Origin of the sequence: Devosia sp. Leaf64 (assembly GCF_001421945.1) — a bacterium.
Taxonomy (GTDB): Bacteria; Pseudomonadota; Alphaproteobacteria; order Rhizobiales; family Devosiaceae; genus Devosia.
Genome location: NZ_LMLO01000018.1, coordinates 167,422 through 191,243 on the forward strand (window position 1 = coordinate 167,422; position 23,822 = coordinate 191,243).

The window sequence follows — 23,822 nt, forward strand, 5'->3', positions numbered from 1 at the left end:
CCTGCAGCACGATCAAAGCGCGGCACACGGCATCCTAGGCAGCAAAGCCTGACTGAAATCGCCGCACCCTTCAAGATAATTGTTGCCGAAATGTGACACTGCCCCGTGAGCTGGGGAAATCCTCCGGCTGGACAAGTCCGGCATCCCAGCGCAAACAGACGCTCTCCCTCGAGCATCGAAATTGACCACCCCCGCTTTTCCCGCCACCGATTCCGCCAGCCTCAAGGGCATGGCCATGGGCATTACGGCCTATACACTTTTCGCGGTCCATGACGCCTTCATCAAAGGCATTATCCACGCCCTGCCGGCCGCCCAAATTCTCTTTGTCCGCGGCGTCATCATCGTCATTCTCTGCATGGTGATCGGCAAAAGCTGGATGTTCCCGCGGCTCGTTGCGTCGTCCAATCGCGGCATGATCCTCGGCCGCGGCCTGCTCACACTGGCGGCCTGGGTGATGTACTATAGTGCCGGCCGCGACTTGCAGCTCGCCGAGATGACGACGCTTTATTATTTCGCGCCAGTTCTCACCACCATCCTGGCGGTCATCTTCCTCAAGGAGCGGCTGACCCTCGCCCGTGTCGGCGCCGCCGCCATCGGCTTTTTCGGCGTCGTCGTCGCGGCAAATCCCAGCGGCTTCACGCTGACCCTGCCTGTTATCATGGTGCTGCTCGCCGCTCTCAGTTGGGCCGTGTCCATGATCCTCATGCGCACCATCTCCAAGTCGGATAGCGCCCTCGTGCAGGTCTTTGCCCAAAACCTCATCCATGCCGTGGTGATGGGCGTCGTCAGCATCCCGCTTTGGCAGGGTATGGGACCAACGGAGCTTGCCTTCGTCCTGGCCGCCGGTCTCGTCGGCGGCTCCGCCCAGTTCATCCTCGTCGAATCGGCAAAACTGGTGCCGGCCAGTGTGCTGGGAACGGTCGAGTACGGCGCCCTCATCTGGGCCTTCGTCTTCGGCTATCTTTTCTGGGGCGAGACGCCGCTGCTCAACGTCTATGTCGGCGCCGGCTTTGTTGTTGCGGCTGGTTTTGTCCTGGCATTGACCGAACATAGAACCCGCCGCAATCAGATGCGGCGCTAGTTCCTGCGGCTATGTTTGACGATCTCGATCGAGTGCGTCCGGATCTTCTTGCGCAAGGTGTTTCGGTTGAGACCTAGCAGGTCCGCCGCCTTGATCTGGTTGCCACCACACGCGTTGAGCGCCATGGCGATCAGCGGCGCCTCGACCCGGTCGATCACCCGCTGATAGAGCCCGGCAGGCGGCAGGTTCGGCTCGTACTCGCGCAGCAATTGCCCGACATGGCTTTCGACCGCCGTCGAAACGTCCACCGGCCCAACTCCCGCAACCGCCACTGGACGATCGGAAATGTTGAGTTCGTTCTGCACGATCTCCGCCGAAATGCTCTCGTCGGCATAAAGCGCCGACAGGCGTCGCACGAGGTTTTCCAGCTCGCGAATATTGCCCGGCCAGGAATAGTTCTGCATCAGCCGAATGGCATCGGGCGCAATCGTCTTTGGCGCCTCGCCTTCGCGCTCCGCCGCGCGCAGGAAATGCTGCACCAGATCGGAGATGTCGTCTATGCGCTCGCGCAGCGGCGGCAGGCGGATGGGCACGACATTGAGTCGGTAGTAGAGATCTTCGCGGAACAAGCCCTGACGGATCATCTGGCTAAGATCGCGGTGCGTCGCCGCGACGATGCGTACATTGGTCTTGATGGCGCTCCGGCCACCCACCATCGTATATTCACCCTCCTGCAACACGCGTAGCAGACGTGTCTGCGCGTCCATCGGCATATCGCCGATCTCGTCGAGGAAAAGCGTGCCGCCCTCGGCCTGTTCGAACCGGCCCGAAGAGCGCGTGTTCGCCCCCGTAAAGGCGCCCTTCTCATGCCCAAATAGTTCGGCTTCGATGAGATCACGCGGGATGGCGGCCATATTGATGGCAACGAACGGCCCATTGCGGCGCTTGCCGAAGTCATGGAGCGCGCGCGCTACCAATTCCTTGCCGGTGCCGCTTTCGCCCGTGATCATCACCGTGAGGTCGGTCTGCATCAATCGGGCAAGAGCGCGGTAAATGTCCTGCATGGCGGGCGAGCGGCCCACCAGCGGCATGGAATCGCCCTGCTCTTCAGCCTTGCGCTCCGCATTGCTGGGCTTCTTGGCGTCCGCCAGTGCGCGAGAAACGACCGACAGCACTTCGGTAATATCGAACGGCTTCGGCAGATATTCGTAGGCGCCAACTTCCGATGCGCGGATGGCCGTCATGAACGTATTCTGCGCCGACATCACGATCATCGGCAGATCGGGCCGCAGCTTCTTGATCTTGGGCATCACCTCAAAGGCATTGCCATCGGGCATGGCGACGTCGGTGATCAGCACATCCCCTTCCCCACGGCTCACCCAATTCCACATCGTGGAAATATTGCCCGTCGGGCGCACTTCGTAACCGGCGCGGGTCAGCGCCTGGTTGAGCACCATGCGGATCGCGGCATCGTCGTCAGCGAGCAAGACAACATGGCTCATTTCGTCGATACCTCTTCAGGGCTTTGTTGGAAGGCGCCGCTCGCAACGGGCAGGAGAATACGGAACCGCGTGCGGCCCGGCCGGCTGTCGCAGTCAATGACACCGCCATGATCGCCGACGATTTTTGCGACCAAAGCCAGACCGAGACCCGAGCCATTGGTCTTCGTCGTGACAAACGGATCGAAGAGGAAAGGCAAAGTGTCTGGGGATACGCCAGGGCCATTGTCCTCGATGACGATCTCGAGCGGCAGCGAAATACGCTCAGCGACGCCAGCAACACTAATGCGAATGCCAGGACGGAACGCGGTCGAGAGGCTTATCTCGGGTTTCTGTGTACGCTCAAGGGCTTCCGCGGCATTCTTCACCAAGTTTAGGAACACCTGGATCAGTTGATCCCTGTTGCCAAACACCGGCGGCAGCGACGGATCATATTCCTCGGAAAAGGTAATCCCGCGCGCGACACCGTTGCGCGCCAGAAGCTTCACGCGGTCGAGCACGACGTGGATATTGATCGGCTCGCGCTCCATCGGACGCTCGTCACCGAACACCTCCACTCGATCGATCAAGCCAACGATCCGGTCCGTCTCCTCGCGGATCAGCCGAGCCAGCGGAATTTCATCCGCCGAAACCGTCTGCTCCAAGAGTTGCGCCGCACCGCGAATACCAGAGAGCGGGTTCTTGATCTCATGCGCCAGCATGGCCGCGAGACCCGTCACCGACCGCGCTGCACCGCGCGAAACCATCTGGCGGTCGATCTTGTCGGCCATGGTCCGTTCCTGGATGAGAACGGCCACGCGGCCGTCCTCGTCCGAAATCGGGCTAGCGAAAACGTCGGCAATCCGCTCGTCGCCAAATCGGGACGAGCCAATCCGCACCCGGTATTCCGTCATCGGCGCGCGGCGCGTGATCACGGTCTCGACCAGCGAAATGATGGGCGAACCAAAAGCAATCAGGTCATCGAGCTTCTGCCGCGTCAGCACACTCAGCGACGCACCGAAGAAGGCCTCGGCCGCGTAGTTCACGAACTGGATTTTCCGCGATTCATCGAGCACGATGATCGGCTGCGGCAGCGCCTGCAGCACGGAGCGGGACGGGAAAGATTCGAGGGCAGACATGGCAGCGTTCATGCGGCCACACTCCAGTCATTTGAAAACACCCGCCCGATCAGTTTGATGACCTCTGCCGGCTGGTCATTGTCGAGCAGCGCCTTGCGGGTGGGTTTGTCGAGATTGAGATTGGCCGCCTCGGCATACCAATCGAGGTGCTTTCGCGCGGCGCGCAGCCCGACCTCGGTGCCGTATTCAATGAGCATTTCCTGATAGTGCTCCTGGATCAGAGCGATCAGCGCATCCTCTGTCGGCGCCTCACCAACAGGTTCTCCCGCCAACGCCGCGCCGATCTGGCCGACGCGCCATGGCTGCCCCTGTGCGCCGCGGCCGAGCATCACCGCAGCCGCGCCTGACTGTTCGAGGGCCGTCCGGGCACCAGCTTCATCCAGAATGTCGCCATTGACGACCACAGGCACCGAAACGGCCTCCACGACCGATCGTACAAGCTCCCAGCGGGCCGTGCCCTTATAAAACTGCTGCCGCGTGCGCCCATGCACGGTGATCATCTGCGCGCCAGCGTCGACCGCCATGCGCGCAATCTGCGGCGCATTGAGGCTCTCGTCGTCCCAGCCTAGCCGCATCTTCACCGTCACCGGCGAGCTAGTTGCGCCAACCACCGCCTCAACGATGGCCAGCGCCTGATCCGGCACCCGCATCAGCGCCGAGCCGGCATAGCCGCTCGTCACCCGCTTGGCAGGACAGCCGAAATTGATGTCGATGATATCGGCGCCCGCGTCCGCGGCGATGCGCGCACCTTCCGCCATCCAGGTCGGCTCGCATCCGGCAAGCTGCACCATATGTGGCAAACCGCCAGCCTTGCGCAGCTTCCTGACCATATCCGCATGGCCAGTCCCAAGCGCCGCACTTGCGATCATTTCGGAAACGACCATGCCGGCGCCATAGCGCTCGGCGATCTCGCGAAAAGGCCGATCGGTGATTCCAGCCATTGGCGCGAGCAGCGCGCGATTGCGAAGGCTGTGGCCGCCAATGCTTAATGTGAAGGCACTACCAGACAATCGCCTGCCCCAGAAATGACCATTTAGCGCGAGGTGCCCGCACAATAGTCATTTTTATATCCTGTGCAATACAGAACCAATGCGCGACCACCGGGAACCAGCGGTGCTCTTGCCGCATGGCATGCTCGGGGCTAGACCAGTCAGATGTATGACGGTTGAGTTGCATCTGCCTATATGTCCACACGCCCAAAATCCATAGCCGTAATCATCGTCGCAGCGGGAAAAGGCGAGCGCGCCCAAGGCAGTGGCGATGCAACTCCCAAGCAGTATCGCACCATCGCTGGCCGCGCCGTCCTCGCCCGCACCATCGACGCGTTTCTCGCCTTCGACGCGATCAGCCAGATCCTCCCAGTCATCCACCCCGATCATACCGAGCGATTTGATGCTCTTGGCTTGAGCGACCGGCGCATTCTCGCGCCGATCCCTGGCAGCACTACACGTCAAGCCTCTGTTCTCGAGGGCCTGAAGGCCCTGGCACCCAGCCGCCCCGATCTCGTGCTGATTCAGGATGCAGCCCGCCCCTTCACCGACCCGAAGGTCATTGGCGACGTCATCGCCGTGCTTGGCCAGTATGATGGCGCGCTGCCCACCGTGCCGCTCACCGACACCATAAAGCGCTCGCTCGATGGTCGCGAAGTCGTCGCCACCGAAGATCGCCGCTTACTCTCTGCTGCCCAGACCCCGCAAGGCTTCCGCTTCGGACAGATCTTTTCGGCCCATATGCGCGCCGGCAATGTCCGTCGCGAATTTACCGACGATGCCGAAATCGCCGAATGGGCGGGCATGCGCGTGGCCATGGTCATGGGCGACCGCAACAATATCAAGATCACCCATCCCGAAGATTTTCAGCGCGCCGAGCGCATGCTCCAAGGAGATATCGCCATGGAAACTCGTGTCGGCACAGGCTTTGACGTCCATTCCTTTGAGCCCGGCGATCATGTCTGGCTTGGCGGCGTCCGCATCGAGCACCATTCAAAGCTCAATGGCCACTCCGATTCCGACGTCGCGCTCCATGCATTGACCGACGCCATTCTGGGCGCCATCGGCGAGGGCGATATCGGCATTCATTTCCCGCCGAGCGACATGCAGTGGAAGGGCGCGGCCTCCACTATTTTCCTCAAACATGCCGGCGATCTCGTCGCAAAGCGCGGCGGGCGCATTGTCAACCTCGATGTGACGATCGTTTGTGAAGCGCCGAGGATTGCCAAACACGTCCCGGCGATGTGCACTGTGATTTCCCAGACGCTGGGGATCAAGCCTGATCGCATTGCGGTCAAGGCGACGACAAGTGAAAGGCTCGGGTTTACCGGGCGGGAGGAAGGTATCGTGGCCATGGCAAGCGCAAGCGTAGAAGTGCCGAGGGATGAGTGATGGCAAAATCCCCCGAACCGAGCGTCAGCAAACACATCATCGATCTGCTGCGTGACAGCAGCAAGACGATCGTCACCGCCGAAAGCTGCACGGGCGGCCTGATCGCAGCAGCCCTGACCGACGTGCCCGGCTCGTCCGCCGCGGTCCATGGCGGCTACATAACGTATTCCAATGCCGCCAAGTCGCGGATGATCCAGGTCCCTTCTCGCCTCATCCACGATTATGGCGCGGTCAGCAATCAGGTCGCCCGCGCCATGGCCGACGGCGCCCGCAATACGGCCCGCGTCGATGTTGCCGTCTCTGCCACCGGCATAGCCGGCCCCGATGGCGGCACAGATAAGAAGCCGATCGGCCTTGTCTATGTCGCCGTATCGACTGATCTCGCGACGGTCGTCATCGAGCATCGCTTCGGAGACATCGGCCGCGACGCGGTGCGCAAGGCAACCGTCGCCGCTGCGCTTGATCTTGTGCATCAGGTGCTGACGACAGACGAAGCCGACTGAAGCCTTCAGTCGCCGTAGCGGCGGTCGGCCTCTTCGGCAAAGGCGCGCATGATCTCATCCTGTTTCGCCGCAAAGGCCGGTTCGGCCACAGCGGCGATCAGCATGTTGGAGATCTTGAAGTCAATCTCGAAGCGCACGCGCGTCCCCTGCCCTTCGGCTTCGAACCGCCAAAGGCTGTCGAGATGGGCAAAGGGACCATCAACGGCCTTGGCGGCGATGGTGAGCGCCTCGGTGTCCGAGGTTACGCGGCTCGTATAGGCTTGCGTGATCGGGCCGAAATGCAGCGTCATGCGCGCGAGCCGCACATCCTTGCCCCGCGCCGCAGGATCGGGACGCACGTCCATCGCCTTGCAGTTCGGGATGAAGGCCGGATAGCTTTCGAGATCGGCCACGATATCGAACATGGCGCGCGGCAGATGCGGCACATGCCGCTCGAAGAAACGCTTCATCAGTGTCCGAGCCTGGCCAGCCGCGCTGCCTTGAGGTTCGCAAAATCCTCGCCGGCATGGTGCGACGAACGGGTCAGCGGGCTCGAGGAGACGAGTAGAAAGCCCTTGGCCGTCGCGACCGTCGCAAACGACTTGAACTCTTCCGGCGTCACGAAGCGCTGCAGCGGGTAGTGTTTCTTGGTCGGCTGCAGATACTGCCCGATGGTCAGGAAATCGACCTCGGCCGAACGCAGATCGTCCATGAGCTGCAAGACTTCGTTCCGCTCTTCGCCCAGGCCCACCATGATGCCGGACTTGGTGAAGATGGTCGGATCAAGTTCCTTGACCCGCTGCAACAGCCGGATCGAGTGGAAATAGCGCGCGCCCGGACGCACCTTGAGATACTTGGACGGCACTGTTTCAAGGTTATGGTTGAAAACGTCGGGCTTTGCCGCCACGACGATCTCCAAGGCGCCATCCTTGCGCAGAAAGTCCGGCGTCAGGATTTCGATCGTGGTCTTGGGCGTCGCGGCGCGGATCGCACGAATAACGCCGGCAAAATGCTGCGCACCACCATCGGCCAGATCGTCACGGTCCACCGATGTGATGACGACATGCTCGAGGCCAAGCTTGGCTACGGCCTTGGCGACGTTTTCCGGCTCGTTGGGGTCTAGTGCGGTCGGCAGGCCCGTCCGCACATTGCAGAAGGCGCAGGCGCGGGTACAGATCTCGCCCATGATCATCATGGTCGCGTGCTTCTTGCTCCAGCACTCGCCGATATTGGGGCAACCGGCTTCCTCGCAGACCGTGACGAGATTGTTCTCGCGCACGATCTGCTGAGTTTCCTTATAAACCGGCGAGCCCGGCGCCTTGACGCGAATCCAGTCCGGCTTGCGCAGCACGATGCTTTCGGGCCGATTGGCCTTTTCCGGATGGCGCGGGCGGGCCGCATTATCGATGAGCGTGACCATGATAGTCCTGTCTGGGCGTGTGCCCGTTATATCGCTCCCTTGGGCGGCCGGTTCAACCCGGCCTTATTGCTAGGCTGGTTTGCGAGACTCAGCCCAGGACTTCTTCCATTTCGACCCAATCACCGCCGCGCGACGCCGACATGATGCTGGCCTGCACCAGCGCCAGCGAGCCAAGATTGTCCTGACCCGAGCTGAACCCGGTCGGGATGATCCCCGTGTCGACGACGCCGGCAATGGCGTTGAGCGTACCTGTGCGGTCAGGATATTTGACTGGCGATAAAGAAACCGTCTCCGCTGACTGATCGATCGGCTGTAGCGTCAACACGTCCGGGCCCGCCTTGTCGCGGAAATGATCGCGCGAACTCCAGCGAATCTGGCCCTCGGCCGCATCCATCACCCATTCGCCCGCCCATGGCGTCACCGGACCCGAATTCATCCAACTGCCGCGATAGGACAGCATGGTGCCGCGCGAAAATTCGATCGTCGCAACGCCGCTCGGATGGAAATGGAATGGGCTGCCCGGCGGATTCCACGTACGGCAAGAGAGCCGCACCGGCTCGTCGCCCAGCACATAGCGCATCAGGTCGAAATGGTGTATCGACATGTCGGCGAGGAGCGGATCGGGCATATCCCAATAGCGATAGCCCTGGGTCGGACCATGGCGTCGGAAATCGAGCGACACCATGTTCATGGCGCCGAATTTGCCGTTGGCGATCAGCTCGGCGACCGCGATCGGGCCCGGCTGGTGCCGGTAGTTCTGGCTGACCATCAGCACCTTGCCCTGCTGAGCCGCAAGCGCAACGAGCTCCTTGCCCTGGGCAATGGTGGTGGTGAAGGGCTTCTCGACGATGACATTGTAGCCAAGCTCGAGGCAGCGCTTGACGACCGGATAATGCGCTTCGGTGCGCAGCGTACAAATTGCCAGCGTTGCATCGGTGCGCTTGGCCGCCTCATCGAGGCTCGTAAAACAGAGTTTTGGATCGATCCCAAGTTCCCCTTGAACACGTGCCGTGGCGTCGGGGCTGGTGTCGACATAGCCCACCATTTCAACAGCGTGAACTTTGGGGATAACTTCTTTGGACCAACTGAAACCCCAGTGTCCCAAGCCGATCTGAATTGCCTTGACCATGTGGATAACTCCTCTGGTTTGGTGATCTTCCCAAGCCCGCACTGTCCGGATCGTCGTCATTGCCGGGCTTGTCCCGGCAACCCACTCTCGCGGCGGTCTGCGATTCCTTTGGATCCGCATAGACCACCGGGACAAGCCCGGTGGTGACGACGGACACTGGTCACCAGCGACCGTCGGCCGATCAGATGTTCAGCGCGCGACCATAAGCATCGAGCACGCTTTCCTTCATCGTTTCGCTTAGTGTGGGATGGGGGAAGATGGTGTGGATGAGTTCTTCTTCGGTGGTTTCGAGATTCATGGCGACAACGAAGCCCTGGATGAGCTCGGTCACCTCGGCACCAATCATATGCGCGCCGAGAAGTTCCCCGGTTTTGGCGTCGAAAATGGTCTTAACAAGGCCATCCGGCTCGCCAAGGGCAATCGCCTTGCCATTGCCCACGAATGGGAAGCGGCCCACCTTGATCTCGCGGCCGGCTTCCTTGGCCTTGGCTTCAGTCAAACCAACGCTGGCCACCTGCGGCTCGCAATAGGTGCAGCCCGGCACCTTGGTCTTGTCGAGACCGTGGACCTTGAGCCCGGCAATCTTTTCGACCGTGATGACAGCCTCATGCTCGGCCTTGTGCGCCAGCATTGGCGGGCCAGCGACGTCGCCGATGGCCCAGATGCCGTCGACATTGGTCTTGCCATAATGGTCGATGACGATGGCGCCGCGCTCGGTCTTGACGCCGACCGTTTCGAGGCCGAGGCCTTCGATATTGCACATGACGCCGACAGCCGAGATCAGCTTGTCGCCGGCGATCTGCTGGGTCTTGCCGTCCTTGGTTTCGACATGCGCAACGACGCCGTTACCGGTCTTTTCGACCGTCGCGACCTTAGCTTCGGTAATGATCTTGATGCCGCGCTTTTCCAGACGCTTGCGGGCAAGGCCGGAAATCTCGACGTCCTCCACCGGCAGGATATTCGGCAGCAGCTCGATGACGGTCACTTCGGCACCGAACGAACGGTAGAACGAGGCAAATTCGATGCCGATCGCGCCCGAGCCCATGACCACCAGCGACTTCGGCATTTCGGCCGGCTTCAGCGCTTCGAAATAGGTCCAGATCTTGTCGCCATCTGGCTCGATGCCCGGCAACACGCGCGGACGCGCACCAGTCGCGATGATGATGTTCTTGGCCTTATAGGTGCCTTCGCCGAGCGCATTCTTCGGCACGGGACCCTGCGGCTGAACGACCGGTTTCTTGCTCGGCGCAACCTTGATCTCACCCGGCTTGGTGATCGTCGCTTCGCCCCAGATGATGTCGATCTTGTTCTTCTTCATCAGGAACTGCACGCCATTGTTCATCTGCGCCGCAATGGCGCGCGAACGCTTGACGATGCCGTCGAGATCGAAGCCGAACTTTTCGGCGGTCAGCCCATAGTCCTTGGCATGGCCCATATGGCCGTAGATTTCGGCCGAACGCAGCAGCGCCTTGGTCGGGATACAGCCCCAGTTCGAGCAGATGCCCGCCATGTGCTCGCGCTCGACGATGGCGACTTTCATGCCCAGCTGCGCGCCACGAATGGCAGCGACATAACCGCCGGGGCCGGCGCCGATGACGAGAAGATCGTATTGGTCAGCCATGAGGGCCTCCAGAAAGAGTCGGGCTCAGAGGCCCAGTACTTGTTTGACGAGCGGCACGAGGCCCTCGCCGATGGCGCGGGTATTGGCCGCGTCGAGATGAATGCCGTCGAGCGGCGATGCTTTGGCAACGGTCGCGGCGTCGAAGAAGCCGGTGTTCCACTCCCCTGCCCGCTTGGCATAGTGCGTCGCGAACTGGCTGGATTCCTTCAGCCCGTGCTCATAGCCGCCGAAGTGGCCCATCATGTCAGCATTGTCGCTGTCGCAAACGAGCGGCGGTGCGACGAGAATGATCTCAGGCGCCTGTTCGCCCTTGCCGGCATAATGGCCGCGGATGATCTGCACCAACCGCCGCATGCCGAACGAGGCTTCGATCGCCGAGCCGCAGATCGCGGGCTTGAGATCGTTGGTGCCGAGCATGATGATGACGAGATCGAGCGGTGAATGGCTTTCAAGGATTGTCGGCAGGATGCGCCCGCCATTGCGATCGGCCGCCGCATACCAGTCGTCCGAAACCGTCGTGCGACCACCAAGACCCTCGGCAATCACACGCGCTGCGCCGCCGAGACCACGCTCAAGCGCAGTCGGCCAGCGATCCTCATAGGCATGACGGGGACCACCCGGCTGCGGATTGGCCCCATACGTCAGGCTGTCGCCATAGGCGAGGATGGTTTTCATATCCCCTCCTTAAGCCAGCATCATCACCGGGTTTTCGATCAGCCCCTTGAAGACGCCGAGCAGTTCGGCGCCGAGGGCACCATCGACCGCGCGGTGATCGCAGGAGAGCGTGACCGTCATAAACTGGCCGATCTTGATCTGACCATTCTCGGGATAGACGCGCTCTTCACCGGCGCCGACCGCGAGGATCGTGCCATGGGGCGGGTTGATCACGGCCGAAAAGTGCTTGATCCCGAACATGCCGAGATTGGACACCGAGGACGAACCGCCCTGATATTCATGCGGCGCCAGCTTCTTCGATTTTGCGCGACCCGCCAGATCCTTCACCTCTTCCGAGATTTCGCGAAGGGTCTTGGTGTCACAGGATTTGACCACCGGCGTGAAGAGACCGCCCGGCACGGAAACGGCAACCGCGACGTCCGAACGCTTGTGGTAGAGGATCGAGTCCCCGGCCCAGGTAGCGTTGGCGGCGGGCACCCGCTGCAGCGCAATGGCCCAGGCCTTCATGACGAAGTCATTGACCGAGAGCTTGTAGCCGGGCTTGCCGTCCTTGCTCTTGGGGGCCGCGGTATTGATCTGCTCGCGGGCGGCCATCAGCGCATCGATCTTGCAATCGAGCGTGAGATAGAAGTGCGGAACGGTCTGCTTGCTTTCGGTCAGTCGCGCGGCCACGACCTTGCGCATGCCGTCGTTCGGCACGACCTCGTAGGTGCCTTCTTCGTAGAGCGCCATGACCTGGTTCTTGCTCATGCCCGTCGCAGGCGCAGCGGCAGCAGCCGGCGCACCAGCAGCAGGCTTGGCAGAGCCCTTGCCGGACTTCGCCGCTTCCACGTCAGCCTTGATCACGCGACCCTTGGGGCCTGAACCCGCCACGGAAGCGAGATCGATCCCCGCTTCCTTGGCAAGACGCTTGGCGAGCGGCGAGGCGAAGACGCGCCCGCCTTCAGACTTAGCCGGAGCCGGAGTAGCAGCCTTCGGCGCGCTGGAGCCGGAATTGGAATTGCCAACAGGCGCGGTCGAGGTCGTCGACGTGCCCTTGTCATATTGCAGCGTGCCCGCATCGCCCTTGGGCGCTTCGGTCTTGGCCTCAGCCTTCGACGCCTCGGCAGGCTTGGCCCCGCCCGAACCAATGGCACTGGCGTCTTCGCCTTCCTGCAGCAGGACGGCGATGACGGCATTGACCTTCACATTGTCCGTGCCTTCGGCAACGAGGATTTTGCCGATCTTGCCTTCGTCGACGGCCTCGACTTCCATCGTGGCCTTATCGGTTTCGATCTCGGCGATCACGTCACCGGAAGAGACCGAGTCGCCTTCCTTGACGTGCCATTTGGCAAGCTTGCCCTCTTCCATCGTGGGAGAGAGCGCCGGCATGGTGATATTAATGCTCATTTCGGTCCCTTGTCCGGTTCCGCGCCAATATCGGCGATCTTTTCTAGTACACTCGGGTCGCCGACCCCGCCGTAGCGAAGTCGAGCAACGGGTTTTGTCACGTAACTAGTTTTTGCAATTATTGGGCTTACGACATCGAAAAGACGATCCGCGCTAGGACCGTAGATATAAAGATACCCATCTGATCCATCGACCGCAATTTCATGTCCGTCAACCTGTCCCAACTGCGCGCCTTCAACTGCAGCAGTAAGCTGCTTTTCAAGCTCAACTAGGTTGCCAAGGTCAGTCGAATTATACTGAAAATGCACTATCAGTGCCTGTTCGCCGACCTGCTCGGCACTCGTTGCCGAGGCGCCGAAAAGACCAGCACATAGAACAGAGATAGTTTGCAGCAGTTTCATTCGGCCTCACCCCTGCCCAATTCCTAGCTCCGATAGGTCACGGCATTCACGGCCGCGATCACTTCGTCAACATGGGGCAAGGCCAGCTTTTCAAGGTTCGCGGCATAGGGCATCGGAACGTCCTTGCCAGTCACGCGCAGCACGGGCGCATCGAGATAGTCGAAAGCCTGTTCCATGACGCGTGCGGCGAGTTCGGCGCCAATGCCGCCCTGCGGCCAGCCTTCTTCGACGGTCACGAGGCGGCCGGTCTTCTTCACCGACTCGATGACAGTGTCGCTGTCCATAGGACGAAGCGTGCGCAGATCGATGAGTTCGACGTCGACACCGGCCGCAACCAGCTTTTCCGTCGCTTGGGTTGCGTAGCGCATGCCCATGGAGAACGACACGATAGTCACATCGGCACCCTTGCGGGCGATCCGCGCCTTGCCGATCGGCAGCACAAAATCGTCCATCTTCGGCACGAGGCCGGTGGAGCCGTAGAGAATTTCGTTTTCAAGGAAGACGACCGGGTTCGGCGAGCGGATCGCCGCCTTGAGAAGGCCCTTGGCGTCGGCCGCGCTATAGGGCGCGATCACGGTCAGCCCTGGCACATGGCTATACCATGCCGAATAATCCTGGCTGTGCTGGGCGGCAACGCGCGAGGCGACGCCGTTGGGGCCGCGGAACACCATCGGCGCCTTGACCTGGCCACCGGACATGTAAAGCTGCTTGGCAGCAGAGTTGATGATCTGGTCGATTGCCTGCATGGCAAAGTTCCAGGTCATGAATTCAACGATCGGCTTGAGGCCAGCAAAGGCCGCACCAACTGCGAGACCGGCAAAGCCGTGCTCGGTGATCGGGGTATCGATAACGCGCTGCGGGCCGAATTCCTGCAACAGGCCCTGGGTCACCTTATAGGCGCCCTGATATTCGGCCACTTCCTCGCCCATGATGAAGATATTGGCGTCAGAGCGCATTTCTTCGGCCATGGCTTCGTTGAGCGCCTGACGGACGGTCAGTTCGACCATCTCGACGCCTTCGGGCAGATCGGGATCGTTCTGCGCCACGAATTTCGGGGCTTCGCCGCCGGTCTTGGGCTCGGCGGGCACTGGCGCGGGAGCGGCTTCCGGCACAGCCGACCGGCCTTCCGGATCGGACGAAGTGGCCTGAGCTGCCGGGCGATTGCCCTCGCCGGCTTCTTCGCCTTCGCCGAGGACGAGCGCGATTGGCGTATTGACCTTTACGCCTTCGGTGCCTTCCTCGACGAGGATTTCCTTGACCACGCCTTCATCGACCGACTCGACTTCCATCGTCGCCTTGTCGGTTTCGATTTCAGCCAGCACGTCGCCGGATTTGACGGTGTCGCCGACCTTGACGAGCCACTTGGCGAGCTTGCCCTCTTCCATCGTGGGAGACAGGGCGGGCATGAGGATTTGGGGCATATCAGCTCTCCAGAATAAGCGCGCCGGGCATGTCAGCCGCGCGGCGAATGTCAAAGTGTTCGGCGAGACGGGCGGGACGCACGTGCCAATCGGTTGAGGTGACGGCGCTGACCTGCGCCGGACCCTGACGTTGATTGACGACCCAGCCGCTTAGGATCAGGCCGAAAATGATAAAGACGAGGCACGCGATAACGGCGCGCTTATAGGTGGCAGCCTGCACTTCGCCGCTGAGACCGGCCCAGCCGGAAATCCGCTCGAAACGCCACCAGCCAAAAAGCCAGTCGCGCAGGCTCGGTCCGCTGACCGATGCACGGCGGCTGATCGCCACGGCCTGTCCGGCGGCAAGCGCGCCGGACAACAGGGCAAACAGCATGATAACGCCGAGCAGGATGCCCATCTGCGCTTAGGCCTCGATCGTGATGTCGGTCCAGAGTTCCGAAGCATCGGGTTCTGGGTCGTTCGTCGCAAAATCGGCCGCTTCCGTGACGATAGCGCGAATATCGGTCTCGATCTTCTTGAGATCTTCCTCGGTGACGCTGCCGGCTTCGAGAAGGCGTGCACGCACCTGTTCGATCGGGTCGCGTTCCTGGCGATACTTGGTCACTTCGTCTTTTGAGCGATACTTCGCCGGGTCGGACATGGAGTGGCCGCGATAGCGATAGGTCAGCATTTCGAGGATATAGGGACCATTGCCCGAACGCGCATGCTCGATGGCGCGCTTGGCGGCATCATGGACCATGCGCACATCCATGCCGTCGACCTGCTCGCCCGGAATGTCGAACGAAGCGCCGCGCTTGGAGAAGTCGGTGGTTGCCGCGGCGCGCTCGATCGAGGTGCCCATGGCATATTTGTTGTTCTCAATCACGAAGACAACCGGAAGCTTCCAGAGCTTGGCCATGTTGAAGGTTTCGTAGACCTGGCCCTGATTGGCCGCGCCGTCGCCGAAATAGGCAATGCTGACCGAACCGTCGCCGGTATATTTTGCAGCAAAGGCCAAGCCGGCGCCGAGCGAAACCTGCGCGCCGACGATGCCGTTGCCGCCATAGAAGCGATGTTCATTGGAGAACATATGCATCGAGCCGCCCTTGCCCTTCGACAAGCCGCCCTGGCGACCGGTGAGCTCAGCCATCACACCCTTGGGGTCGAGACCCATGACCAGCATATGGCCGTGGTCGCGATAGCCAGTGATCTGGGCGTCCTTGCCCTTTTCACTCGCCATGGTGATGCCGGTCACGACAGCTTCCTGGCCGATATAGAGGTGACAGAAGCCGCCGATGAGGCCCATGCCATACATCTGGCCGGCCTTTTCTTCGAACCGGCGGATGAGCAGCATCTCGCGGAATGCGTCGAGATCCTGTTCATTGGTGAACTGTGGGACGTTGGGCTGCGTCGTGGCCGAAGTGGCCGTCGCCTTGCGCGCCATGGTAGGCTCCCGTCTAGAATGGAATTTGCCGCTGGGCCGATCAGGCCATCTCCGACACTATAGCGCAAGCTTAGAGCAGATAAAATTGCCAAGAGCAAGCAACGCAGATCAACCTAAAGCGTTGACCCGTCTTCAATAATCTTGATTAACTCGCCGTCGGTTAATTCTTCGAATTTACCGGAAATAGGTTTACCGGTAGTCGGATCCACCATCACGAGGATGTCGTCGGCATTGGCCATGTTGAGCAGTGCACGGGCCCGCTCGGTGACGATATCGGGGTCGAGATGGCGCGGATTCATCAGCGAATTGCGATGTTCGAAACTGTCGATCTCGGCCTGCAGTGCCGAAGACTTATCCTTCAAAACCTGGATGTCGTTATGAATAGCTTCGCGGCTTTCGATGCCGAATTGCCCGCTGATGGCCGAATAGCCAAGATAGCCTTGAAAGGCCAGGAGCGCGATGGCAAGCCCCAAGGGGCGCCAGAAAGGCCGGCGTTTTAAACGAGTTGGCATAGTAGAACCAATTCCCAGGAAGGTTCACTATCTCAGCTATCGATTAATGCGCAGTTAGCTATTCCGCCGCCACGCGTGGCATGGATGTATTTTCGTCAAATAGCGCACTGACCGACTCGCCCGAACTGATCCGGCGCATCGCTTCGGCCAAAGCTGGCGCAACCGACAGAACCGTCAGCTTGCCATGAGCCTGCCGTGCCGCATTGGGCAAGGTATTGGTGCAAACGATCTCGACGACATCAGGCTCCGCCGCGAGCCGGGCCACCGACCCGCCGGCAAAAATCCCATGCGTGCACGCGACCCGCATGGATCGCGCGCCATTGGCGCGCAGATGCTTGAGCAGTTCCAGGATCGACCCGCCGCTCGCGATCTCATCGTCGAGAATGATCACATCCTTGCCGCGCACATCACCGATCACGGCCGAGATCCGCACCTGCGTATCCGAAATCCGCTCCTTGGCGCCCGCCGCCACCGGCAAGCCCAACCGCTTGGCAAAAGCCGCCGCCGTCTTAGCGTTGCCAAGGTCGGGCGAAACCACGACGGAGTTCGAGAGATCGAAGCGCTTGAAATGCTCGGCCAGTTCCGTGAGCGCATGGAGGTGGTCGACCGGCACGCTGAAAAAGCCATGCACCTGCGGCGAGTGCAGCGTCATGGTCAGAACGCGATCGGCGCCCGCCGTCTTGAGGAGATCGGCAACAAGGCGCCCGCCGATCGAAATGCGCGGGGCATCCTTCTTGTCCGATCGGGCATAGGAATAGTGCGGGATGACAGCCGTGATCCGCGCTGCCGAGGCGCCCCGCGCCGCATCGAGCATCAGCAGCAATTCCATTAGATGTTCCTGCACAGGCTCCGCCAGGGTCTGGACGAGGAACACATCCTGTTCGCGGCAATTGGCCTGCAATTGCACTTCAATACAGTCGTTGGAAAAGCGCTTGATCCGCGTCGGCTGCAGCGGAACCTCAAGTTCCGCGCAGATCTGGCTGGCCAGCTCCGGATGCGCACTGCCACTGAACACAGCGATCTGGTTCATGGTGACTTCCTCGGCTGTTCGTCGCGGGATGTGCAGCAGGTCTTACCCTGTCACACCTCAGAGCGCAACGTAGTCGATCTCCTGGAACCGCGCGACTTCAGGCACCCAACGATCCCGCACGAAGGCGACGTGATCGGGATGCACATTATAGCCGTCATAGGCGGCCTGATCGGCGAACTCCATCGAGAAGCCAAAGGCATAATCCGCCTTCGGGCTCACTTGTCGAAGACGCTCGAATTTCTGGACGCCCGGAATGGCCTCGAGCACGAGGGCTGCGTCCAGAAATGCCTGTTCCTCAGACGAACCCGAAGCATGCTTGAGCGAGAAAACCACAGTGTGACGAATCATCGCTTAAGCTCCCACAGCTTCATTGGCCGCAATTGCCGCCATATTGACGATGCCACGGCTCGTCACCGACGGCGCGAGAATATGGGCCGGTGCCTTGGTGCCCATCAGGATCGGCCCGACGGCGAGCGCATTGTTCATTTCCTTGAGCAGCGTCATGGAAAGGTTGGCCGCATCGAGATCTGGGAAGATCAGCAGATTGGCTTCGCCGCGCAGCACCGTCTCGGGCACATAGCGCTCGCGCAGTTCCTGGTTGAGCGCCAGGTCGCCCTGCATTTCGCCTTCGACGATCAGGTCTGGCGCCGCGACCTTCAGCTTGGCATAGACTTCGCGCATCTTGAAAGCGCTGTCGCCATCGCGCGAACCGAAGTTCGAATAGCTTAGCAGCGCCACACGCGCTTCGATATTGAAGCGCTTGAGGTGATCACGGGCCTGCAGCGTAATGCTCACCAACTCATCGGCCGACGGGTTCATGTTCACATAGGTGTCGGCGAGGAAGAATGCGCCGCGCGACATGATCAGCATCGATAGCGCCGAGGCGTCATTGACGCCGTCCTGCAGCCCGATGATCGAGCGGATATCGCGGACGTGCTTGATGAAGCGGCCCTGCAAGCCACAGATCAGCCCATCGGCCTCGCCACGCTTCACCGCCAACGCCCCAATGACGGTGGTATTGGTGCGAACGATCGTGCGCGCCGTATCCGGCGTCACGCCATTGCGGCCCACCAGCGAGTGGAACAGGCTCACATAGTCGCGATAGCGCGGATCGTCTTCAGGGTTGATCACCTCGAAATCGCGGCCCGGCTGGATGCTGAGGCCAAAGCGCTCGATGCGCGCCTCGATGACGGCCGGACGGCCGATGAGAATCGGCCGGGCGATACGTTCTTCAAGCACCACCTGTGCCGCACGCAGCACGCGCTCGTCTTCGCCATCGGCAAATGCAATCCGCTTGCCCTTCCCCTGCGCCCGATCGACGATCGGCTTCATCACGAGGCCTGAGCGGAACACGAAGCGGTTGAGGCGATCCTGATAGGCGTCCCAATCTTCGATCGGGCGCTTCGCCACGCCCGATTCCATGGCCGCCCGCGCTACAGCCGGCGCAATGCGCAGGATCAGTCGCTGGTCGAACGGATTAGGGATGATGTGGTCCGGCCCAAACACGGCCGGCGCACCCGAGGGCGAGACCTCAAGGCCCGGCTCATGCGCGAGCTTGGCGATCGCCCGCACCGCAGCCAGCTTCATCTCTTCATTGATCGTCGTCGCATGCACATCGAGCGCACCGCGGAAAATGAAGGGGAAGCAGAGGACGTTGTTGACCTGGTTCGGATAGTCCGATCGGCCGGTGCAGACCATGGCATCGGGCCGCGTCGCCTTGGCGACTTCGGGCATGATTTCTGGATTTGGATTAGCGAGCGCGAGGATGAGCGGCTTGGGCGCCATCTTCATCAGCATTTCAGGCTTCAACGCACCGGCAGCCGAGAGGCCGAGGAAGACGTCGGCACCTTCGATGACTTCAGCCAGCGTCGTCGCGTCGCTTTCGCGCCGGAATTGGCCGCGCCACTTGTCGTTGACGTCATTGCGCTTATGGGTAACCAAACCGTCCTTGTCCGCTACCCAAATGTTCTCATATTTGGCCCCAAGTGCCACGAGAACGTTAAGGCAAGCGATGGCCGCGGCCCCTGCCCCGGACGTACAAATTTTGACCTCTTCGATCTTCTTTCCGGTCAGCTCGAGCCCATTGAGTACCGCTGCTCCGACAATGATCGCCGTGCCATGTTGGTCGTCATGGAATACAGGGATCGGCATGCGCTCGCGCAGCTTTTCCTCGATCTCGAAGCAGTCCGGCGCCCGGATATCCTCAAGATTGATGCCCCCAAACGTCGGCCAGAGCGGCGCCACGGCATCGACGAATTTGGTCGGCTCGATTTCATCCACTTCAAGATCGAACACGTCGATCCCAGCGAATTTCTTGAACAGAACCGCCTTGCCTTCCATCACTGGCTTCGACGCCAGCGCCCCAATATTGCCGAGCCCCAGCACAGCCGTACCATTGGAGATCACGGCGACGAGGTTCTGCCGCGATGTATAGCGTGCGACCGTTTCAGGATTTTCGGCGATTTCCTCGCACGGCGCGGCGACGCCAGGGGAATAAGCTAGTGCCAGATCGCGCTGGTTGCCCAGCGGCTTGATCGGCTGGATTTCAAGCTTGCCGGGCTTGGGGAATTCGTGGAAGTGCAGAGCCGCGTCGCGCAGGATCTTGCGTTGCTCATTGGGATCGGTCGACACGCTTTCCTCCGGCACAGGCAAATACGTGCCGTACCTGCCACCAATCGGCGCCGAAGAAAAGGGGCGTCAGCCCACAGCCGTCGCAAGAATCAGCGCCGGCCGTCTAAGCAATTGGTCTTGGTTGGTCTCAGGCCGCGTCGGTAACGATTTCGCTGGCGTCAGGCGCATCGCCATAGCCGAGAGGCACGGACTGCAGCGCCAACGCCAACTCCTTGAATGCGCCCACTTTTAGCGCCGGTGCAAAAATATAGCCCTGCGCCTGCACCACGCCTCGCGAGCGGAGATAAACCGCCTGCGCCTCCGTCTCAACGCCCTCGGCGACGATTTCGCACCCAAGGTTGGCGGCCATAGAAATCAGCCCGTCGAGCACGGCAACCTGCGTCGTCCCCGGCTTGACCATATCGACGAACACACGGTCGATCTTGATCACGTCGACACCCAGCGTCGCAATATAAGCCAGGTTCGAGTGCCCGGTGCCAGCATCGTCCATGGCAATCTTGGCACCAAGCGCATGGAGCCCCGAGATGACGCTATTGACCGCAGTCGAGTTCTCGAGCGGTCGGCGCTCGGTGATTTCGAACACGAGCTGATCGTAGCTGATCGGCGAATTCCCGAAGATGGCCTGCACGTCGTCGACAATGCCGACATCGCGGAAATGCCCTTCGAAGAGATTGATCGAAATCTTGAGGCCCGGCATCTTCTGCGCCAGTTCGCTCAGATCATACCGCACCTGCTGCATCAGCGAGAGCGTCATCGGAATCGCCATGCCGCTGTTCTCGGCATAGTCGATGAACACACCTGGCGGCACGATTTCGCCATTGGGCTTTTCCCAGCGGCATAGCACTTCGCAGCCCACAAGCCCGCCAGTGCGGAGGTTGATCACCGGCTGATAGTACGGCTTGATTTCGTTACGGCCGATAGCGCGCTCGAGATCGAAAGACGGCGTCCGCGACCGGCGGGCATAAGCCAGCGTCACAAGAAGCAACATTGCGCTGCCGACGCACGAGAGCAGCGTGAAAACCACATCGAGATCTGCATACCCCGCGCGGGCTTCCGCAAATGGCAGAAGGTACCGCACCTTGATCGGCAACTCGCCGGCATAGCTTTGCACCGCCAGATAATCCTGCCGGTTCACCGAGCGGTCGAAATCCATCGATTCACCCAGGGACAGCACCGGCGTGCCGCTCGTGAGCGCAATGTCGATCATCGCGCCCTGCGGCAGGTTCTCGACCAGCGACTCCTCGGTCGTCGCCATCAGCGGCACGAACGCCGAAATCCGGCGCACCCCACCGAGCGTCTGCGTCACCTTCAGCGCCGGCATCGTCATGTCGGCAAACTTGACCACCGTAATGGTCTCGGTCAGCCCCGGCACGGGCAGAGACGTCGATAGCGGGGAATGCGAGACGCCACGCCCGAACGCGTCGCAATACTGCACGCCGTCCATATTCTCGACGAGGATCTGCTTGACGTTATAGCTGTTTTCGATCGCCGCCTGCGCGATCCCAGTAAAGGTCGGCGTGCAGAATGATGGACTATCCGCAACAACCTTGCGCAACACGCTGACAGCGTTATTGGCGTTGTAATTGATCTCGGCGCTGAGGGCATCCATCCGCGTCTGCAGCGCGGCGGTCTCCTTGGAGCGCACATAGGCGTCGAGTGCGAAGTCGACCGACAGGATCGGCACGAACGCCAAAAGGCCGCCAAGCAACATAAGGACGTGCGAGAACTTGGCCTTCACCGACGAATCCACTTCAACATGGCTTTATTGCATTGTTAAGGCAGCCCCACTTAAGGACCCCTTAAGCACCTTTAGAGCGCTGGGCGAAAAGCAAAAAGCGGGCCTTGCGACCCGCTTTCACCTATGCCGTATCGCTCAAAGTTATTGAACGTTGAGCCGAATGCTGAGCTCGCGGAGCTGCTTGTTGTCCGCCGGGCTTGGCGCGCCCATCAGCAGGTCTTCCGCCTGCTGGTTCATCGGGAAGGCCGTGATTTCGCGTAGGTTCGCAACGCCGCAGAGCAGCATGACGATGCGGTCGATACCGAACGCCGCGCCACCATGCGGGGGAGCGCCATATTGGAACGCACGATAAAGACCGCCGAACTGTGCCTCGACTTCCTCACGCGACTTGCCGGTCAGCTCGAACGCCTTGACCATGGTCTCCGGCTCCTGGTTACGAATCGAACCGGAAGCGATTTCAAAGCCGTTGCAGACCGCGTCATACTGATAAGCCTTGAGCGATAGCGGCTCGGCCGAGTTCAGCCCTTCGATTCCGCCCTGCGGCATCGAGAACGGGTTGTGCGCGAAGTCGATCCGCTTTTCTTCCTCGCTCCATTCGTAGAACGGGAAGTCGACGATCCAGCACAGTGCAAACTGTTCGGTGTCGACGACGCCGAGATCGGTACCAACCTTGGTGCGGGCTTCGCCGGCAAACTTGTAGAACTTCTCCGGGCGGCCAGCGACGAAGAACACGGCATCGCCGTCATCAAGGCCGAACTGGGCCTTGATCGCAGCCGTGCGCTCTTCGCCGATATTCTTGGCGATCGGGCCGGAACCGGCACCGTCCTTGAAGAAGATATAGCCAAGGCCCGGCTGGCCTTCGCCCTGTGCCCAGGCGTTCATACGGTCGCAGAAAGCGCGTCCGATCGGCTCGGCACCGGCCTTGTTCTTGGCTGGAATTGCCCAGACTTCGACCTTGGGATCGCTCTCGATCTGGTTGGCAAAGACCTTGAAGCCCGAACCGGCAAAGTGCTCGGTCACGCCTTCGATCTCGATCGGGTTGCGCAGGTCCGGCTTGTCCGAGCCATACTTGCGGATTGCCGTATCATAAGGAATGCGCGGCCAGCTCTTGGTGACGCGCTTGCCATCGGCAAACTGCTCGAACACCGAAGTCATCACCGGCTCGACCGTTTCCCAGATTTCTTCTTGGGTCACGAAGCTCATCTCGAGGTCGAGCTGGTAAAATTCGCCCGGTAGACGATCGGCACGCGGATCTTCGTCGCGGAAGCATGGCGCCACCTGGAAGTAGCGGTCGAAGCCGGCCACCATCAGCAGCTGCTTATACTGCTGCGGCGCCTGCGGCAGCGCGAAGAACTTGCCGGGGTGAATGCGGCTCGGCACGAGGAAGTCGCGCGCGCCTTCCGGCGACGAGGCCGTCAGAATTGGCGTCGAAAACTCGGTAAAGCCCGCCCCGCCCATGCCAGACCGCATGGCCGAGATGATCTTGGTGCGCTTGAGGATATTGGCGTGCAGCTTTTCGCGGCGCAGATCGAGGAAACGATAGCGCAGGCGAATGTCTTCCGGATATTCGGCATCGCCGAACACCGGCATCGGTAGCTCCTTGGCAACCGACAGCACCTCGATCTCGCGAATAAAGATTTCGATCGCGCCGGTCGGAATGTTGTTGTTCACGGCCGAAGCGTCGCGCAGCTTCACTTCGCCATCGATGCGCAGCACCCATTCCGAGCGCACCTTCTCCGCCTGCGCAAAAGCCGCAGAATCAGGATCGATGACGCACTGCGTGATGCCGTAGTTGTCGCGCAGGTCGATGAACAGCAGGCCGCCATGGTCGCGGATACGGTGGACCCAGCCACTCAAACGGACATTATTGCCGGCATCACCCGCCGTGAGAGCGCCACAGGTGTGGGTACGGTAGCGATGTATCGTCATTT

The 23,822-nt window shown here is 60.9% G+C and carries 22 protein-coding genes; 3 read left to right on the forward strand and 19 right to left on the reverse strand.

Features of this window, described 5'->3' with window-relative positions; all coding sequences use genetic code 11:
* The first annotated feature begins 181 nt into the window (after positions 1 to 181).
* Positions 182 to 1,081 (forward strand): DMT family transporter, encoded by a 900-nt coding sequence (locus ASE94_RS09960; RefSeq protein WP_062630272.1) that lies wholly within the window; start codon positions 182 to 184, stop codon positions 1,079 to 1,081.
* Here the strand turns inward: ASE94_RS09960 and ntrC are convergent.
* The 3 genes from ntrC to dusB are packed head-to-tail and all read right to left on the reverse strand — an operon-like array spanning position 1,078 to position 4,693.
* Positions 1,078 to 2,523: a nitrogen regulation protein NR(I) gene (gene ntrC / locus ASE94_RS09965; RefSeq protein WP_061911575.1), complete on the reverse strand. Its 1,446-nt coding sequence runs from the start codon at positions 2,521 to 2,523 to the stop codon at positions 1,078 to 1,080. The two genes, ASE94_RS09960 and ntrC, sit on opposite strands and share 4 nt — an antisense overlap.
* Entirely contained in the window at positions 2,520 to 3,650 is a 1,131-nt protein-coding gene (locus ASE94_RS09970; RefSeq protein WP_244484014.1) for an ATP-binding protein, read from the reverse strand. The genes ntrC and ASE94_RS09970 overlap by 4 nt, the downstream gene beginning before the upstream one ends.
* Entirely contained in the window at positions 3,647 to 4,693 is a 1,047-nt protein-coding gene (gene dusB, locus ASE94_RS09975) for a tRNA dihydrouridine synthase DusB (protein WP_348270966.1), read from the reverse strand. The genes ASE94_RS09970 and dusB overlap by 4 nt, the downstream gene beginning before the upstream one ends.
* Before the next feature lie 129 nt (positions 4,694 to 4,822).
* On the opposite strand from dusB, the gene ASE94_RS09980 reads away from it, so the two are divergent.
* Complete coding sequence (locus tag ASE94_RS09980) at positions 4,823 to 6,019, forward strand: bifunctional 2-C-methyl-D-erythritol 4-phosphate cytidylyltransferase/2-C-methyl-D-erythritol 2,4-cyclodiphosphate synthase (protein ID WP_062630274.1); 1,197 nt, start codon at positions 4,823 to 4,825, stop codon at positions 6,017 to 6,019.
* Entirely contained in the window at positions 6,019 to 6,522 is a 504-nt protein-coding gene (locus ASE94_RS09985) for a CinA family protein (protein WP_061911567.1), read from the forward strand. The genes ASE94_RS09980 and ASE94_RS09985 overlap by 1 nt, the downstream gene beginning before the upstream one ends.
* Positions 6,523 to 6,527: 5 nt before the next feature.
* On the opposite strand, the gene ASE94_RS09990 is transcribed toward ASE94_RS09985, so the two are convergent.
* The 16 genes from ASE94_RS09990 to aspS all read right to left on the reverse strand — a co-directional run bounded on the left by ASE94_RS09990 (position 6,528) and on the right by aspS (position 23,814).
* Positions 6,528 to 6,971, reverse strand: a complete 444-nt coding sequence (locus ASE94_RS09990; protein WP_061911565.1) for a type II toxin-antitoxin system RatA family toxin — start codon at positions 6,969 to 6,971, stop codon at positions 6,528 to 6,530.
* The gene (lipA, locus tag ASE94_RS09995) at positions 6,971 to 7,921 is read right to left on the reverse strand and encodes a lipoyl synthase (protein WP_062630275.1); all 951 of its coding nucleotides are present in this window, start codon (positions 7,919 to 7,921) and stop codon (positions 6,971 to 6,973) included. The genes ASE94_RS09990 and lipA overlap by 1 nt, the downstream gene beginning before the upstream one ends.
* Before the next feature lie 88 nt (positions 7,922 to 8,009).
* Positions 8,010 to 9,050: a Gfo/Idh/MocA family oxidoreductase gene (locus ASE94_RS10000; protein ID WP_062630276.1), complete on the reverse strand. Its 1,041-nt coding sequence runs from the start codon at positions 9,048 to 9,050 to the stop codon at positions 8,010 to 8,012.
* Positions 9,051 to 9,231: 181 nt separating this feature from the next.
* Positions 9,232 to 10,671, reverse strand: coding sequence for a dihydrolipoyl dehydrogenase (gene lpdA, locus ASE94_RS10005; protein WP_062630277.1), 1,440 nt, complete (start codon positions 10,669 to 10,671; stop codon positions 9,232 to 9,234).
* Positions 10,672 to 10,695: 24 nt separating this feature from the next.
* A complete protein-coding gene (locus ASE94_RS10010; protein ID WP_062630278.1) occupies positions 10,696 to 11,346 on the reverse strand; it encodes an SGNH/GDSL hydrolase family protein in 651 nt (216 codons plus the stop codon).
* Positions 11,347 to 11,355: 9 nt separating this feature from the next.
* Positions 11,356 to 12,735, reverse strand: coding sequence for a pyruvate dehydrogenase complex dihydrolipoamide acetyltransferase (locus ASE94_RS10015; RefSeq protein ID WP_062630279.1), 1,380 nt, complete (start codon positions 12,733 to 12,735; stop codon positions 11,356 to 11,358).
* The gene (locus ASE94_RS10020; protein WP_062630280.1) at positions 12,732 to 13,136 is read right to left on the reverse strand and encodes a hypothetical protein; all 405 of its coding nucleotides are present in this window, start codon (positions 13,134 to 13,136) and stop codon (positions 12,732 to 12,734) included. The genes ASE94_RS10015 and ASE94_RS10020 overlap by 4 nt, the downstream gene beginning before the upstream one ends.
* A 23-nt stretch (positions 13,137 to 13,159) precedes the next feature.
* A complete protein-coding gene (locus ASE94_RS10025; RefSeq protein WP_062630281.1) occupies positions 13,160 to 14,557 on the reverse strand; it encodes a pyruvate dehydrogenase complex E1 component subunit beta in 1,398 nt (465 codons plus the stop codon).
* Position 14,558: 1 nt separating this feature from the next.
* Positions 14,559 to 14,954, reverse strand: a complete 396-nt coding sequence (locus tag ASE94_RS10030) for a hypothetical protein (RefSeq protein WP_061911549.1) — start codon at positions 14,952 to 14,954, stop codon at positions 14,559 to 14,561.
* A gap of 6 nt (positions 14,955 to 14,960) precedes the next feature.
* Positions 14,961 to 15,980 carry a pyruvate dehydrogenase (acetyl-transferring) E1 component subunit alpha gene (gene pdhA / locus ASE94_RS10035; RefSeq protein ID WP_062630282.1) on the reverse strand — a complete coding sequence of 340 codons (1,020 nt, stop codon included), beginning with the start codon at positions 15,978 to 15,980 and terminating at the stop codon, positions 14,961 to 14,963.
* Between the two features lie 113 nt (positions 15,981 to 16,093).
* Positions 16,094 to 16,453 (reverse strand): septum formation initiator family protein, encoded by a 360-nt coding sequence (locus ASE94_RS10040; RefSeq protein ID WP_062630283.1) that lies wholly within the window; start codon positions 16,451 to 16,453, stop codon positions 16,094 to 16,096.
* Between the two features lie 97 nt (positions 16,454 to 16,550).
* Positions 16,551 to 17,522, reverse strand: a complete 972-nt coding sequence (locus ASE94_RS10045) for a ribose-phosphate pyrophosphokinase (protein WP_062630284.1) — start codon at positions 17,520 to 17,522, stop codon at positions 16,551 to 16,553.
* A gap of 57 nt (positions 17,523 to 17,579) precedes the next feature.
* A complete protein-coding gene (locus ASE94_RS10050; protein WP_062630285.1) occupies positions 17,580 to 17,870 on the reverse strand; it encodes a Dabb family protein in 291 nt (96 codons plus the stop codon).
* A 3-nt stretch (positions 17,871 to 17,873) separates the two neighbouring features.
* Positions 17,874 to 20,153, reverse strand: coding sequence for an NADP-dependent malic enzyme (locus ASE94_RS10055; RefSeq protein ID WP_062630458.1), 2,280 nt, complete (start codon positions 20,151 to 20,153; stop codon positions 17,874 to 17,876).
* A gap of 127 nt (positions 20,154 to 20,280) precedes the next feature.
* Positions 20,281 to 21,891: an EAL domain-containing protein gene (locus ASE94_RS10060; RefSeq protein ID WP_156352101.1), complete on the reverse strand. Its 1,611-nt coding sequence runs from the start codon at positions 21,889 to 21,891 to the stop codon at positions 20,281 to 20,283.
* Between the two features lie 141 nt (positions 21,892 to 22,032).
* Positions 22,033 to 23,814, reverse strand: coding sequence for an aspartate--tRNA ligase (gene aspS / locus ASE94_RS10065; RefSeq protein WP_062630459.1), 1,782 nt, complete (start codon positions 23,812 to 23,814; stop codon positions 22,033 to 22,035).
* Between the last annotated feature and the right edge of the window lie 8 nt (positions 23,815 to 23,822).

Coding starts and splice junctions, on each gene's coding strand:
- ntrC (WP_061911575.1), bottom strand. CDS start 2,523: ATGAGCCATGTTGTCTTGCTCGCTGACGACGATGCCGCGATCCGCATG.
- ASE94_RS09970 (WP_244484014.1), bottom strand. CDS start 3,650: ATGAACGCTGCCATGTCTGCCCTCGAATCTTTCCCGTCCCGCTCCGTG.
- ASE94_RS09980 (WP_062630274.1), top strand. CDS start 4,823: ATGTCCACACGCCCAAAATCCATAGCCGTAATCATCGTCGCAGCGGGA.
- ASE94_RS09985 (WP_061911567.1), top strand. CDS start 6,019: ATGGCAAAATCCCCCGAACCGAGCGTCAGCAAACACATCATCGATCTG.
- ASE94_RS09990 (WP_061911565.1), bottom strand. CDS start 6,971: ATGAAGCGTTTCTTCGAGCGGCATGTGCCGCATCTGCCGCGCGCCATG.
- lipA (WP_062630275.1), bottom strand. CDS start 7,921: ATGGTCACGCTCATCGATAATGCGGCCCGCCCGCGCCATCCGGAAAAG.
- ASE94_RS10000 (WP_062630276.1), bottom strand. CDS start 9,050: ATGGTCAAGGCAATTCAGATCGGCTTGGGACACTGGGGTTTCAGTTGG.
- lpdA (WP_062630277.1), bottom strand. CDS start 10,671: ATGGCTGACCAATACGATCTTCTCGTCATCGGCGCCGGCCCCGGCGGT.
- ASE94_RS10010 (WP_062630278.1), bottom strand. CDS start 11,346: ATGAAAACCATCCTCGCCTATGGCGACAGCCTGACGTATGGGGCCAAT.
- ASE94_RS10015 (WP_062630279.1), bottom strand. CDS start 12,735: ATGAGCATTAATATCACCATGCCGGCGCTCTCTCCCACGATGGAAGAG.
- ASE94_RS10020 (WP_062630280.1), bottom strand. CDS start 13,136: ATGAAACTGCTGCAAACTATCTCTGTTCTATGTGCTGGTCTTTTCGGC.
- ASE94_RS10025 (WP_062630281.1), bottom strand. CDS start 14,557: ATGCCCCAAATCCTCATGCCCGCCCTGTCTCCCACGATGGAAGAGGGC.
- ASE94_RS10030 (WP_061911549.1), bottom strand. CDS start 14,954: ATGGGCATCCTGCTCGGCGTTATCATGCTGTTTGCCCTGTTGTCCGGC.
- pdhA (WP_062630282.1), bottom strand. CDS start 15,980: ATGGCGCGCAAGGCGACGGCCACTTCGGCCACGACGCAGCCCAACGTC.
- ASE94_RS10045 (WP_062630284.1), bottom strand. CDS start 17,522: ATGAACCAGATCGCTGTGTTCAGTGGCAGTGCGCATCCGGAGCTGGCC.
- ASE94_RS10050 (WP_062630285.1), bottom strand. CDS start 17,870: ATGATTCGTCACACTGTGGTTTTCTCGCTCAAGCATGCTTCGGGTTCG.